General features: G+C 74.6%; 9 protein-coding genes. 5 read left to right on the top strand and 4 right to left on the bottom strand.

What is annotated here, in order from left to right:
• Nucleotides 1-24 precede the first annotated feature (24 nt).
• A complete protein-coding gene (locus ACGFI2_RS20380; protein WP_393519193.1) occupies nucleotides 25-2,598 on the bottom strand; it encodes a hypothetical protein in 2,574 nt (857 codons plus the stop codon).
• Between the two features lie 95 nt (nucleotides 2,599-2,693).
• Nucleotides 2,694-3,251, bottom strand: coding sequence for a sugar O-acetyltransferase (locus ACGFI2_RS20375; protein WP_393519190.1), 558 nt, complete (start codon nucleotides 3,249-3,251; stop codon nucleotides 2,694-2,696).
• 144 nt (nucleotides 3,252-3,395) lie between these two features.
• Between ACGFI2_RS20375 and ACGFI2_RS20370 the strand changes: the two genes are divergently transcribed.
• On the top strand, nucleotides 3,396-6,728 hold the full coding sequence (locus tag ACGFI2_RS20370) for a S8 family serine peptidase (protein WP_393519187.1): 3,333 nt from the start codon (nucleotides 3,396-3,398) through the stop codon (nucleotides 6,726-6,728).
• 56 nt (nucleotides 6,729-6,784) lie between these two features.
• Here the strand turns inward: ACGFI2_RS20370 and dapD are convergent, their stop codons facing one another.
• Nucleotides 6,785-7,744 (bottom strand): 2,3,4,5-tetrahydropyridine-2,6-dicarboxylate N-succinyltransferase, encoded by a 960-nt coding sequence (gene dapD, locus ACGFI2_RS20365; protein WP_269690067.1) that lies wholly within the window; start codon nucleotides 7,742-7,744, stop codon nucleotides 6,785-6,787.
• A 101-nt stretch (nucleotides 7,745-7,845) separates the two neighbouring features.
• Between dapD and dapE the strand changes: the two genes are divergently transcribed.
• On the top strand, nucleotides 7,846-8,919 hold the full coding sequence (dapE, locus tag ACGFI2_RS20360) for a succinyl-diaminopimelate desuccinylase (protein WP_393519183.1): 1,074 nt from the start codon (nucleotides 7,846-7,848) through the stop codon (nucleotides 8,917-8,919).
• A gap of 47 nt (nucleotides 8,920-8,966) precedes the next feature.
• Here dapE and ACGFI2_RS20355 read toward each other — a convergent pair whose 3' ends face one another.
• Complete coding sequence (locus ACGFI2_RS20355; RefSeq protein WP_393519181.1) at nucleotides 8,967-9,128, bottom strand: hypothetical protein; 162 nt, start codon at nucleotides 9,126-9,128, stop codon at nucleotides 8,967-8,969.
• A 157-nt stretch (nucleotides 9,129-9,285) separates the two neighbouring features.
• On the opposite strand from ACGFI2_RS20355, the gene ACGFI2_RS20350 reads away from it, so the two are divergent.
• The 3 genes from ACGFI2_RS20350 (at nucleotide 9,286) to ACGFI2_RS20340 (ending at nucleotide 14,571) form a co-directional block, all read left to right on the top strand.
• Complete coding sequence (locus ACGFI2_RS20350; protein WP_393519178.1) at nucleotides 9,286-10,152, top strand: TIGR00730 family Rossman fold protein; 867 nt, start codon at nucleotides 9,286-9,288, stop codon at nucleotides 10,150-10,152.
• A 1-nt stretch (nucleotide 10,153) separates the two neighbouring features.
• Complete coding sequence (locus ACGFI2_RS20345; RefSeq protein ID WP_393519175.1) at nucleotides 10,154-10,699, top strand: TIGR00730 family Rossman fold protein; 546 nt, start codon at nucleotides 10,154-10,156, stop codon at nucleotides 10,697-10,699.
• Between the two features lie 269 nt (nucleotides 10,700-10,968).
• Nucleotides 10,969-14,571: an ATP-dependent helicase gene (locus ACGFI2_RS20340; RefSeq protein ID WP_393519313.1), complete on the top strand. Its 3,603-nt coding sequence runs from the start codon at nucleotides 10,969-10,971 to the stop codon at nucleotides 14,569-14,571.
• The last annotated feature ends 12 nt before the right edge of the window (nucleotides 14,572-14,583 follow it).

Below are 14,583 nucleotides of genomic sequence, written 5' to 3'. Positions count from 1 at the left end.
GGCCGATCGGGTGGCGTGCCACGCTCAGCCGGCTCCCGGGCGGGGTGACGGCACGCTCCGGCGCAGCAGGCGGGCCACCACGGCCCGCTCGCGGGCGAACTCCACCGCGTCCGGATAGCCGCTGTGGCTGCGGATGGGCGGGTCGGCCACCTCCCCGCCGGACGGGTGCAGCGCCTCCGGGTCGGTGACCGGCACGTCCCGCTGCCCGGCGCTGACCTGCCAGCCGAGCGGGTCGGTGTCCCGCCAGAAGTTGGTCCAGGCGACGTGCCCACCGGGCCAGGTGACCGCCCGGGCCAGGGTGCGCAGTCGCTCCGGCCCGAAGTAGGACGGGAAGACCCGGCCGTAGAGGCGGGTGAGCTGGCAGCCGTAGGAGAAGAACCAGGTCCGCCGCCGCCACCGCCTGGGCAGTTGCAGCAGCACCGCCGCGCAGATGACGGTGCCCTGGCTGTGCCCGGAGAGGATCACGCCGTCCATCCGGTCCGGGTGCTGCGGCGGCAGCGCCAGCAGCCCGGCCACCCGGGTCTGGAGTTCCGGCACGGCCCGCTCGGCGTAGCTGGGCGGGGCGAGCGGGTGCGCGGCCCGCGGCCAGAACGTGCACACGTCCCAGATCACGCCGACCGAGCGGCGTACCGAGTCGGTGCGGTAGATGAGCAACCCGAGCGCGCTCGTCACCACCGGCAGCCAGCCGAGCACGGCGTCACCGAGTTCGGCGGTCCAGTGGATCACGGTCTGCCAGCCGGCCGGGGAGAGCGGGTCGGGCCGGTGGCCGGAGAGCGCGGCGGTGCAGCAGAGGGTGATCAGGACCGCGGACACCGCGGCGTAGCAGCCGATCAGCCGGACCGCGTGCTCGCCCACCAGCCGGTGCAGCGCCCGGTAGGTGCTGACGTCGCGGCAGCGGCGCAGGTCGTGCGCGGAGAGGCCGCCGGCGGAGGTGAGCCCGGCGTACTCCGCGCGGCGCAGGCCGTGCAGCAGGACCGCTGCCCGGACCAGCAGCCCGAGCAGGGTGATCAGCCCGATCACGCAGGCCAGCCCGGCCCAGAAGACGGCGAGCGGCGGCACCACCGGGCTCGGGTGGCCGGGCTCGTCCGGGCCGGCCAGCCGCTCGCTCACCCAGTAGACCAGCCCGGCGCAGTACGCGACGGCCATCATCCAGCCGAAGCCGGCGATGACCGCCGGCGCGCAGCCGTGCCAGGCCAAACCGGTGTACGCGCCGAGCGGCTGGGTCGGCACGGCGGGCCGGAGCCGGGGCAGCAGCAGCCCGGCGACGGCCACCGCGATGGCGGGGCCGACGAGCATCCAGGTGTGCAGCCCGGCCGGCGCGGCGGGCAGGGCGGGCAGGCCGCGTTCGATCCAGACCACCGCGAGTGGCAGCAGCGCGGCGGCGGCCACCGGCCCGGCCAGCGCCCGCCGACCGGAGCGGTTCGCGGCGCCGATGGCCACCAGCAGCAGCACCTGGTAGGTGACGAGCCAGGCGAGCGCGGTCTCGTAGCCGGGCAGCGGGCGCGCGGCGTCGCACCCGGCGAGGCCCGGCGTGGTCGCGCACCCGACCGGGAGCCGGTAGGTGGTCAGCGGAGGACCGGCCGGACCGTCGGGGAGCAGCAGGAGGACGAACGTGCCGACCAGCCCGAGCCCGGTGAGCGCCGCCACCGCGGCGCTCCACCGGCCCAGCGGGGTGGCGCCCTGGCGTCGGCTGAGCCAGGGGCGGCCGACCGCGACGACGGCGATGGTCACCACGGTGGCGAACAGCAGCACGGTCGGCCAGGCGACCGCGGCCCGCAGGCCGCGCGGCGGATCCATGATCAGCACTGCTCCGACCGGTACGGCGGCGGCGGCCACCGCTCCGGTGCACAGGTGCAACACGGCGGCCCGGCGCAACTGGCCCTCCCCGTTCCAGAACGTCGGGTCCTGCAGTGGGTTCTCCAGCGGCTCGGGCGGCTCCGCCGGCCCGTCGTCGTGGCCGGTCGGCCGGTGGCGCGGCTCGGCCGGCATCTCCGCCTCGTACTGGTAGGTGCGCCAGGCGAGCACGCCGATGGCGCCCAGCACGAGCAGCGGCAGCAGCAGCCCGAGGGCCAGCGTGCGGGTGCCCTGACGCCACCAGGGGTCGCCGAGGAACTCCCACGGTCCGGGGATCTGGCCGAGACACTCCCGGCTCACGCACTGCCAGCCGACCAGGTCCACCCCGATGCCGGTCACGGTGATCACCAGGGTGCAGGTCAGGCTCAGGCAGAACAGCCGGATGAGCCAGGCGGTGATGCCGGACCGGCTGGCCCAGCGCTCGCGGTCCGGGTCGGCCGGGATGCCGGCCCGGGCGTGCAGCGCGACGTTGGCCAGGGCGAAGGGCAGCAGCAGCGTCCAGAGGGCCCGCTCGATGTCCCGCCGGGTCCGCGCGCCGGAGGTCAGCTTCCCCCAGCTGTACGCCTCGACGCTGATCGGGTCGTCCCGGGCGCCGGCGGGCGAGCGGTAGAAACCGGTGACCTGTCCGCCGGCCACCAGCCCGGGCGGCTTGCCGCCGGCCCTCGCTCCGGGGTCGAGACCCAGCAGCTGACCCGGCGGGGTGTTCGACACCCCGTGCACCCGTAGTTCCAGCACGCGCTCCATCGCGGCCTCCCCAGGGTGAGCATCTCACTACTCAGAGTGCACCGTGATTCGGGAATTCGCATCCCCCTGAGGGGTTGTTTCAGCAGCTCAGGACGTTAGGGAAGGGTTCTGATCGGGCGGGCGGGGTTACCTACCGCCACCACGTTCGCGGGAAGGTCGCGGGTCACCACCGCGCCCGCGCCGACCACCGTGTTGTCGCCGACGTTCACCCCGGCGAGCACGATCACGCCGCCGCCGAGCCAGGCGTTGTCGCCGATGGTGATCGGCTCGGCCGCCTCCCACTTGGCCCGGCGGGCCTCGGGCTCCACCGGGTGGGTGGCGGTGAGTAGTTGCACGTTCGGTCCGATCTGGACGTCCGCGCCGATGCTGATCCGGGCGACGTCGAGGAAGATCGCGTTGAAGTTGACGAAGCTGCGTGCTCCGATGTGGGTCTGGTAGCCGTAGTCGCAGTGGAACGGTGGCCGGACCCAGGCGTCCTCGCCGAGCGAGCCGAGCAGTTCGCGCAGGGCGGCGGCGCGGCCCTGCGGGTCGTCGGCGGAGCCGCGGTTGAAGCGTTCGGTGAGTCGGGCCGCGCGATCCAGGTCGGCGACGATCGCCGGATCGTCGGCGAGGTAGAGCTCGCCGGCCAGCATCCGGTCCTTCATGGAGGTCATCGGGGGATCATCCCGGGTTCGGCATCTGAATTGGAGCCGATCGGATCGGAATGGCGACTTCCGGTTACATACCCGGTATGTAATTCTGATAGCCCGCGTCGATGTGTTCCTCATCGACGATGACGCCTCACGGAGGAGAAAAGGTTGCCCCGGAACCGCAGAAAACTGGCCGCGCTCGGCCTCACCCTGGGCCTGGCGCTCGGCCTGCCGGTGCCCGCACACGCCGCCGCCCCGGCGGCGCCGACCGGCACGCCCGCCCGCACCGGGCCGGCCGGACACCCCGCCACCGTCACCCTGATCACCGGCGACCAGGTCACCGTCGCCGACGGCGGCCGTGCGGCGGTCCGCCCCGGCGCCGGCCGCGCCAAGCTCCAGTTCCTGGTCCGCCGGGAGAAGACCGGTCTCAGCGTGGTGCCGCAGGACGCGCTGGCGCTGGTCCGGTCCGGCCGGCTCGACCCGCGCCTGTTCGACGTCACCGGGCTGATCGCGGCCGGCTACGACGACGCGCACCGCGACAGCACGCCGCTGCTGGTGTCGTACCGCCCGGGGGTGGCCCGGCGGGCGACGGCCCCGCTGGCCGGCACCCGGGTGACCCGCGACCTGCCGGCGATCGGCGGCGCGGCGCTCGCCGCGGCCAAGTCCGACGCGGGCGCGCTCTGGCGGGCCGTCGGCGCGGGCCGTTCCGGCGCCCGGCTCGACGCGGCGGGGGGTGTCGACCGGATCTGGCTGGACGGCCGCCGACGGGTGGCGCTCGACCACAGTGTGCCGCAGATCGGCGCGCCGGCCGCCTGGGCCGCCGGCTGGACCGGCAAGGGGGTGAAGGTCGCGGTGCTCGACACCGGCGTCGACCTCACCCACCCGGACCTGGCCGGCAAGGTCGCCGAGTCACGCAACTTCAGCGAGGAGGCGAACCCGGACGACATCGTCGGGCACGGCACCCACGTCGCCTCGATCATCGCCGGCAGCGGAGCCGCCTCCGGCGGGAAGTACCGGGGTGTCGCCCCGGACGCCACGCTGCTGTCCGGAAAGGTCTGCGAGGAGTTCGGCTGCACCGAGTCGGCGATCCTGGCCGGCATGCAGTGGGCCGCGGCCGAGCAGCACGCCACCGTGGTCAACCTGAGCCTGGGCGGCTGGGACACCCCGGAGGTCGATCCGCTGGAGCAGGCGGTCGACACGCTCACCGCGCAGACCGGAACGCTCTTCGTGGTCGCCGCCGGCAACGACGGCGCCGACGGCTCGGTCGGCTCGCCGTCCACGGCCGACGCCGCGCTGTCCGTCGGCGCCGTCGACCGGAACGACGAGCTGGCCGACTTCTCCAGCCGCGGGCCACGGGTCGGTGACGGGGCCATCAAGCCGGACATCACCGCACCGGGGGTGGACATCGTGGCCGCCCGCGCCGCCCACGGCCAGATCGGCGACCCGGTGGGGGACAAGTACGTCTCCCTCTCCGGCACCTCGATGGCGACCCCGCACGTGGCCGGCGCGGTGGCGCTGATCGCCCAGCAGCACCCCGGTTGGAACGCGGGCCGCTACAAGGCCACCCTGATGGCCTCCGCCCGGCCGCACCCGGAACAGACCGCGTTCCAGCAGGGGGCCGGCCGGGTCGACGTGGCCCACGCGATCACCGAGCAGGTGACCAGCGAACCGCCGTCGGTGTCGTTCGGCGTCGCGCTCTGGCCGCACGCCGACGACAAGCCGATCAGCCGAACCGTCACCTACCGCAACGGTGGCGCCGCCGCGCTCACGCTCGATCTGGGCACCGAGTTCACCGGCCCGGGCGGGCGGACCGCGCCGGCCGGCATGGTCACCCTCAGCGCGACCCGGCTCACCGTCCCGGCCGGCGGCACCGCCCAGGTGACCGTCGTGGTGGACACCCGGCTCGGCGCCGACGGCTACTGGACCGGCCGGCTGACCGCCCGGTCCGGCGACACCGTCGCGGTGACCCCGCTGGCGGTCAACCGGGAGGTGGAGAGCTACGACCTGACGGTGACCCACCGCAACCGGGCCGGCGCCCTCACCGGCAGCTTCTACACCACCCTGATCGGGCTGGCCGACGCCGCCACCTGGGACCTGTTCGACGCCGACGGCGAGGTCACCGTCCGGGTGCCCAAGGGCCGGTACGGGGTGCAGAGCCTGCTCTTCGTCGACGGCGACCAGGGCTGGTCGGAGATCTCCATGCTGACCCAGCCGGAGCTGGTGGTGAAGGGCAACCAGCGGCTCGACCTGGACGCCCGACGGGGGAAGCCGGTGCGCAGCACCGTGCCGCAGCGCGGCGCCGCCCCGCTGCTCATCGACTTCACCGCCGCCTGGGGCTTCGGCGACTACTACAACAGTTTCGGGCTCTGGACGGACAGCTTCGACGGCCTCTACTCGGCCCAACTCGGCCGCAACGTCTCCGACAAGGTCTTCGTCGGCGCGCTGGCCAGCCAGTGGGCGGAAGCGAAGGCGCCGGCGAGCAGCCCGTACTTCTACGCCCTGAACGAGATGTTCCCCGGCCGGTTCCCGACCGGATTCGTCCGGCACTACCGACCCGCCGACCTGGCCACCGTCACCAACCGGTTCGCGGCCGGCTACGGCGGGGAGACGGAACGGATCATCTTCCCGGAGCCCGACTACAACATGGGCGGCTCGGCGGTCGGCCTGCCGGTGCCGGTGCCGGGCAAGCGGGTCGAGCACTTCACCACCGCCCGGACGCGCTGGAGCACCGAACTGGACTTCGGCAAGCGGGCCGAGGAAGGCTGGCTCGACGTGCAGGCGGTGCTGGAGTCCGGGCCCAGCCGTTACCGGGCCGGCCACAGCTACGCCGAGGTCTGGAACAACGCGCCGTTCGGCCCGTCCTTCCCGCGGCCGCGCTGGCCGGAACAGGGCATCACCCGCACCGGGAACACGGTGGTGGTCTCGCTGCCGGTGCACAGCGACGCGGCCGGGCACCCGGGCGGTTCGCTCAACGACACCGAACGCACCGCGATCTACCGCAACGGCAAGCTGGTCGACGAGATCGAAGCCGCCGGGTACGGCGAGTTCGAGGTGCCTCCGGGCGTCGCGAACTACCGGGTCGACACGCTGGCGAAGCGCAGCTTCACCGACCTGAGCACCGAGGTCTCGGCGAGTTGGACGTTCCGCTCGAAGCGGGTGCCGGGCGACGAGCCGGCGCGGCTGCCGGCGATGGCGGTCCGGTTCGCCCCGCCGCTCTCGGTGGACGGCACCGCGCCGGCCGGCCGGACGTTCACCGTCCCGGTGACGGTGCAGCGCCAGCCCGGCGCACCGGCCGGCAAGGTCGCGGCGCTCACCGTCGACGTCTCCTACGACGGCGGGAAGACGTGGCGGAAGGCGACCCTGAAGAAGCAGGGCGCGGGCTGGACCGCCACCGTCCGGCACCCGGCCGGGCCCGGCTACGTGTCGCTGCGAGCCTCCGCCCGCGACGACGCCGGCAACACGGTGACCCAGCGGATCATTCAGGCGTACCGCCTGCGGTGAGTCCGACCGTCCGGGTCCGCGGCGATCACGCCGCGGACCCGGACGGGGACGACGTGCTAGTCGTTGGCGTGCAGGGCGGCGTTCAGCTCGATGCCCCGGCCGGTGCGCGGCCGCGCCTCCAGCGCGCCGGTCACCGAGTTGCGCCAGAACAGCAGCCCGTCCACACCGGAGAGCTCGCGGGCCTTGACCACCCGGCCGTCCGGCAGGGTGACCTTGGAACCGGCGGTGACGTAGCAGCCGGCCTCCACCACGCAGTCGTCGCCGAGCGAGATGCCGATGCCGGCGTTCGCGCCGACCAGGCTGCGCTCGCCGATGCGCACCTTGTCGGTGCCGCCGCCGGACAGCGTGCCCATGATCGAGGCGCCCGCGCCGACGTCGGAGCCGTCGCCCACCACCACGCCCTGCACGATCCGCCCCTCGACCATCGAGGTGCCCAGCGTGCCGGCGTTGAAGTTGCAGAAGCCCTCGTGCATCACGGTGGTGCCGGCGGCCAGGTGCGCGCCGAGCCGGACCCGGTCCGCGTCGGCGATCCGCACGCCGGCCGGCACCACGTAGTCGGTCATCCGCGGGAACTTGTCCACCCCGTAGACCGCCAGGTGGCGGCCGGCGGCCCGCTCGATGACGCGCAGCTCGTCCACCCGCTCCGGCGGGCACGGACCGGCCGAGGTCCAGGCCACGTTCGCCAGCTTGCCGAAGATGCCGTCGAGGTTCAGCTCGTTGGGCCGCACCAGGCGGTGGGAGAGCAGGTGCAACCGCAGGTACGCGTCGGCGGCGTCCTTGATCGGGTCGTCCAACGAGCCGATCACCGTGGTCACCTCGACGGTACGCAGGCCGGGCAGCGCCCGCTCACCGATCGCACCCGGCGGCAGGTCCAGCACGTCGGCCTGGTCCTCCCCGGGCACCAGGGGCAGCTCGCCGAGACCCAGCTTGCCGGTCGGGTACCAGGTGTCGAGCACCTGGTCGTCGGCGGTGACGGTGGCCAGGCCGATGCCCCAGGCGGATGGTGCGGACGTCACGGTGTCACCTCTCGTTCGGCGGCGGCGTCCGCCGCTGCTCGCGGCCGCGGGCGCGGAACGTGTGCCTCGCGCCCACCGAGGATGACGGTACCGTGCGAGACATGCAGAACCCGTTGACCCCCGAGGTCCTGGCCGATCCGGTGGCGCTGACCCGTGCCCTGGTCGACATCGAGTCGGTGTCCCTCAACGAGAAGGCGATCACCGACTGCGTCGAGGAGGTGCTGCGCGGCGTACCGCACCTGCGCACCTATCGACACTCGAACACCGTGATGGCCCGCACCGAGCTGGGCCGGGCGCAGCGGGTGGTGCTCGCCGGGCACCTGGACACCGTCCCGCTCAACGGCAACTTCCCGTCGACCATGCGCGGCGACCTGATGTACGGCTGCGGCACCTCGGACATGAAGTCCGGGGTCGCGTTCGCGCTGCACCTGGCCGTGACGCTGCCCGATCCGCGCTACGACGTCACCTACTTCTTCTACGAGGCCGAGGAGATCGAGTCGCGCTACAACGGCCTCACCCTGGTGGGCCAGACCCACCCCGAGTGGCTCCAGGCCGACTTCGCGGTGCTGCTGGAGCCCACCTACGGGATCGTCGAGGCGGGCTGCCAGGGCACGATGCGGGCGGTCGTCACCACACACGGCGAGCGGGCCCACGCGGCCCGGTCCTGGCACGGGGTGAACGCCATCCACGGCGCCGGGGAGGTGCTGCGCCGCCTCGGCGCGTACGAGGCACGTCGGGTGACCATCGAGGGCTGCGACTACCGCGAGGGCCTCAACGCGACCGGGATCACCGGTGGGGTGGCCGGCAACGTCATCCCCGACCGCTGCGAGATCGAGATCAACTACCGGTACGCCCCGGACCGCGACCCGGCGGGAGCCGAGGCCCACCTGCGCGAGGTCTTCGCCGGCTTCGACCTGAGGGTGACCGACGCGGCGGCCGGCGCGACCCCGGGGCTGGACAACCCGGCCGCGCAGGAGTTCCTGGCCGCGGTCGGCGCCGCGCCGATCGGCAAGTTCGGCTGGACCGACGTGGCGCGGTTCGCCGCGATGGGCATTCCGGCGCTGAACTTCGGACCCGGTGACCCGAACCTGGCCCACCACAAGGACGAGCACGTCGAGCTGACCAAGATCCGTGACGGCGCGGCCACCCTGCACCGCTGGCTCGCCTCGGCCTGACCCGCATCGATCCGGGGCCCGCGCCCGGCATCGCGGGCCCCGGATCGTCAGACGCTCGTGCTCAGCGGAGTGTCCGCCTCGTCGGTCGCACCGGTCGGCTCGGCGCGGTGGGCCTCCATCATCCGGGCGCGGCGGCGCTCGGCCACCACGTCGTGGATCCGCCGCTGCATCTGCCGGCGGATCCGGATCATCTCGCTGCTGCTGATCAAAACGCTGGCTCCTCCCCCGAAGGCGCGTCTCCCAGGCATACCGGGTATGTGAATAGTAAGACGTACCAGCGAGCGAATTAGTTGCCTTGATCGCAAAGATTTTCTCCGGCTCGCCGGCCTGCGCGCCGCTTCGCCATCGCTCCACTACGGTGGCTCCATGAGCGAGAGCAGCGGGAGGCCGGCTGAGCAGGGGCCGCGGACGGAGCGGCACCGGGGAGCGGTCACGCTGCGCAACCGGGCGATCCCGAACAGCACCGCGGACCAGCGGCTGCTCGACTCCCGGGGACGCAGCGACTGGAAGACCAAGGACGCCTGGCGGGCCCTGCGGATCCTGTCCGAGTTCGTCGAGGGGTTCGACACGCTCGCCGACCTGCCGCCCGCGGTAAGCGTCTTCGGCTCGGCCCGCAGCAAGCCGGACAGCCCGGAGTGCCTGCTGGCCGAGGAGCTGGGCGGCGCGCTGGCCCGGGCCGGCTACGCGGTGATCACCGGCGGTGGGCCGGGCGTGATGGAGGCCGCCAACCGGGGCGCCGGCGAGGCCGGTGGCCTCTCCGTCGGGCTCGGCATCGAGCTGCCGTTCGAGCAGGGCCTCAACGACTGGGTCGACCTCGCCATCGACTTCCGCTACTTCTTCGCCCGTAAGACCATGTTCGTCAAGTACGCCCAGGCGTTCGTGGTGCTGCCCGGCGGTTTCGGCACCATGGACGAACTCTTCGAGGCGCTCACCCTGGTGCAGACCGGCAAGGTGACCCGGTTCCCGGTCGTGCTGATGGGCGCCGACTACTGGGGCGGCCTGCTCGACTGGCTGCGCGACACCATGGCCGCCGAAGGCAAGATCGGGCCGGGCGACCTCGACCTGATCCGCGTCACCGACGACGTCAACGAGGCGGTCCGGCACATCGTGGAGGCCGAGGCCGTGCTCTCCGCCGAGCAGGAGGCGGTCCGCGAGGAGGCGGTCGCCCGGGCGGCCGCCGACCAGCAGGCCGCCGCCGAGGCCGCGCCCGAGGGCCCGGGCGGGCCACGCTGAGATGGCAGACGTCTGCGTGTTCTGCGCGTCCTCACGTACCCTCGACGCCCGCTGGCTGGCGCTCGCCACCGAGACCGGCACGGAGCTGGCCCGGCGCGGGCACACGGTGGTGAGCGGCGGTGGCTGCGTCGGGATGATGGGCGCGGTCGCGGACGGTGCGCGGACCGCCGGCGGCCGCACGGTGGGCGTCATCCCGCAGTCCCTGGTCGACCTGGAGGTGGCCGACCTGGCCGCCGACGAGCTGCTGGTCACCGACGGCATGGCGAGTCGCAAGACGCTGATGATCGACAAGTCGGACGCCTTCGTCACGCTGCCCGGTGGGCTGGGCACGCTCGACGAGCTGTTCGAGGTCTGGACCACCGCCACCCTGACCCTGCACGCCAAGCCGATGGTGCTGGTCGACGCCGAGGGTTTCTACCAGCCGCTGCTCGACTGGCTCGGCACCCTGGCCGACCGCAACTTCCTCAAGCCGGCCGGTCTCGACCTGCTGATGGTCGCCGACAGCGTGCCCGCCGCGCTCGACCTCATCGACGCCCGCCTGACCTGAGGCGTCCCTCGCCCCGCTTGACCTGAGGCGTCTCTCGCCCTGTCCGTGCGCTTGATCGACACCACTTCGCCGAGGTGGCTGTATGGCGGGCTCGACGATGGCACCACTTCGGCGAGGCGGTGTTGATCGAGGAGCTGGATACCGCCACCTCGGCGAGCTGGTGGCAGCGCCGGGCCGGTGCGGGCGGGTGCGGCAGGCGCCGGGTGAGCTGCGGCGTGTGGGGCGGTGTCGGTTTCCGGGTGTCGTACCGGCGTGGTGGGATGTCGGTGATGCAGGCGTACCGGTTGGTGCGCCGGCCCGGCGGCGCGGGGGCGGGGGTCACCCACGACGCCGGGGCGGGGCAGGGGGTGGGCCGGTCCGACGGGCCGGCCGTGACGGAGCCGCGATCCGGGGGGTCGGCGGGCGATGCCGCGCACCCCTCGACCGAGCCCGCGACGCCGGTGAGCAGCACGATCGCCGCGCACTCCACATCGGTGCGTCGTCGGGCCGACCCGGTGCAGGCCGAGGTCGTCGCGCACACCGACGGGCCGATGCTGGTCGTGGGCGGTCCCGGCACCGGGAAGACCGCCACCCTGGTCGAGGCGGTCGCCGCCCGGGTGGCCGAGGGCGTCGACCCGGAGCGCGTCCTGGTGCTCACCTTCGGCCGGCGCGGCGCCACCGAGCTGCGCCGGCGGATCGAGGCACGGATCGCCGGGGACGGGCACCGCGTGGTCCGCGAGCCGCTGGTCCGCACGTTCCCGGCGTACGCCTTCGGGCTGCTCCGCCGTGCCGCCGCCGAGCGGGGTGAGCCCTCGCCGCGGCTGCTCACCGGCCCGGAGCAGGATCTGATCATTCGCGAGCTGCTCGACGTGGTCGGCGAGGAGCCCGGCGACGACCCGGTCGGCTGGCCGGAGGACCTGCTCCCCGCGCTGCGTACCCGGGCGTTCGCCCAGCAGCTCCGCGACCTGCTGATGCGGGCCGCCGAGCGGGGGGTCGGTCCGGTCGAGCTGGCCCGGCTCGGCGAGAAGCTGGGCCGCGCCGACTGGCCGGCCGCCGCCCGCTTCCTCCGGGAGTACGTCGCCGTGCTCGCGCTGCGCGACGTGAGCAACCGGGGCTCGGTCGCGTACGACCCGGCGGAGCTGGTGCGGGCCGCCACCGGCATGCTGCTCGACGACCCCGAGCTGCTCGCCGCCGAGCGCCGCCGCCTGACCCACGTCTACGTCGACGAGCTGGCCGACACGGACCCGGCCCAGGTGGACCTGCTGGCCGTGGTGACCGGGGGCGGCAAGTCCCTGGTCGCGTTCGCCGACCCGGACTCGTCCACGTACGCGTTCCGCGGCGCCGACCCGGCCGCGGTCGGCACGTTCCCGCACCGGTTCCGGACCGCCTCCGGCGCGCCGGCCGCCCAGGTCGTGCTGACCACCTCCTACCGGGCCGGTCCGGAGCTGCTGGGGGCGACCGCCCGGCTGGCCCGCCGGCTCCGCGGCCCGGCGGCGCACCGGCGGCTGCGCCCGCTCCCGGACGTGCCGGCCGGCGCGGTGGAGGTCCGCACCTTCCGCTCGGCCACCAGCGAGTCGGCCTGGCTGGCCCACGCGCTGCGCGAGGCACACCTGCTCGACGGGGTGCCCTGGTCCCGGATGGCGGTGCTGGTCCGGTCCACCGGACGGCAGCTCCCGTCGCTGCGGCGCGCCCTGCACACCGCAGGCGTGCCGACCGTGGTGCACGGCGAGGACCTGCCGCTGCACCTCCAGCCGGCGGTGGCCCCGCTGCTGCTCCTGCTCCGCTGCGCGCTCGACCTCGACCGGCTGGACGAGGAGGCGGCCGTCGCGCTGCTGCACTCGCCGCTGGGCAGCGCCGACCCACTGGCCGAGCGGCGGCTGCGGCAGGGGCTGCGGGCGCTCGCGCTGGCCGGCGGCGACCGCCGCCCCTCCGGCGAGCTGCTGGTCGAGGCGCTGCGCGACCCGGCCGAGCTGGCCACCATCGAGCGGCGCTGGGCGGCGCCCGCGCAGGCCGTGGCGCACCTGCTGGCGACCGCCCGGCAGGCCGCCGACACGCCCGGCGCCACCGTGGAGGACGTGCTCTGGGCGGTGTGGCGGGACAGCGGGCTGGCCGAGCGCTGGGCCGGGGCGATCACCCGCGGCCGGGCGGCCACCGGCGAGCACGAGACGGCCCAGCGCTGGCGGGCCGAGGCCGCCGACCGCGACCTGGACGCCGTGCTGGTGCTCTTCGACGCGGCGGCCCGGTTCACCGACCGGTTGCCGGGGGCGCGCACCGAGGTCTTCCTCGACCACGTGCTCGGCCAGGAGCTGCCGGCCGACACGCTCGCCGCCGCCGCCGACCGGGGCGAGGCGGTACGCCTGCTGACCGCGCACGCCGCCAAGGGGCTGGAGTGGGACCTGGTCGCCGTCGCCGGGGTGCAGGAGGGTGTCTGGCCGGACCTGCGGCTGCGCGGCAGCCTGCTCGGCTCCGAACGGCTGGTCGACGTGCTCGCCGGCCGGGCCGACGGGGCCGGGCTGCGGGCCAGCCTGGTCGGGCAGACGTCGGCGTTGCTGGACGAGGAACGGCGGCTGTTCCACGTCGCGGTCAGCCGGGCCCGGCGCCGGCTGGTGGTCACCGCGGTCGCCTCCGCCGCGGTCGGCGGTGACGACCACGAGGAGCAGCCGAGCCGCTTCCTGCACGAACTCGCCGCCGGCGATCCGCCCGCCACCGGAGCGGGCGGCACCACCCCACCGACCCCGAACGACGGCGGCCCGAACGGTACGACCCCGGACGACGGCGGCCCGAACGGGGACGGCCGGGGCCGGGCGACGCTCGGCGGGGGACAGGCGGCGGACGGGCCGGCGCCGCACGGCGACGAACATCCCCAGGACGGGCCGCCCGGCGTGCTCCCGGTGACCCTGCCGCCGCGCGGGCTCACGCTGTCCGCGCTGGTGGCGGAGCTGCGTACCGCGATCACCGACCTGGCGGCGCCGATCACCAGGCGGCACGCGGCGGCGGGCGAGCTGGCCCGGCTGGCCGCCGCCGGGGTGCCCGGCGCGCACCCGGACGACTGGTGGGGGTTGCGCGGCCTCTCCGACGACCGGCCGCTTGTCGACGACGGCGAGCCGGTACGGGTCACGCCGTCGGCCATGGAGAGCGCGCTGCGGTGCAGCCTGCGCTGGCTGCTGGAACGGCACGGCGGCAGCGGGCCGGCCAGCGCGGCGCAGGGCGTCGGCAACCTGGTGCACGCCGCCGCGATGCTGGCCGAGGACGCGAGCGTCGACCGGGAGGCGCTGCTGGAGTACGTGGCCGCCCGGTTCGACGCGATCGAGCTGGCCGCCCGCTGGATGGTCGGCCCGGAACGGCAGCGGGCCGAGGCGATGGTCGACAAGCTGCTGCGCTGGCTGGCCGGCAACCCGCGTCGGCTGCTCGCCATCGAGCACGAGTTCGCGGTCCGCCTCGACGACCCGGCCCGGCCGATCGAGCTGACCGGCCGGGTCGACCGGCTGGAGGTCGACGCCGAGGGCCGGCTCGTGGTGATCGACCTGAAGACCGGCAAGTCCACCGCGGTCACCGAGCGGGAGGTCGCCGAGCATCCGCAGCTCGGCGCCTACCAGGCGGCGGTCGAGGCGGGCGGGTTCGCCGAGTTCGGCGAGGAGTCCGGCGGCGCGGCGCTGGTGCAGCTCGGCACCGGCGCGAAGGACGCCCGGGAGCAGGCCCAGGCCGCGGCCGGCGAGGGTCCGGAGGCCGGCTGGGCCACCGCGCTGGTCCGCCGGACCGCCGAGACGATGGCCGCCTCCACCTTCGCCGCCGTGGCCAACTCGAAGTGCCGGGTCTGCCCGGTACGCACCAGCTGCCCGGTCTCCGGCCAGGGCCGCCAGGTGGTCGAGCCGCCCCCGGAGAGTCAGCCGTGAGCGCGCGGAGTC

The sequence above is a fragment of the Micromonospora sp. NPDC049282 genome, assembly GCF_043197045.1.
Lineage (GTDB): Bacteria > Actinomycetota > Actinomycetes > Mycobacteriales > Micromonosporaceae > Micromonospora.
This window is presented reverse-complemented; position numbering and strand designations above follow the sequence as displayed.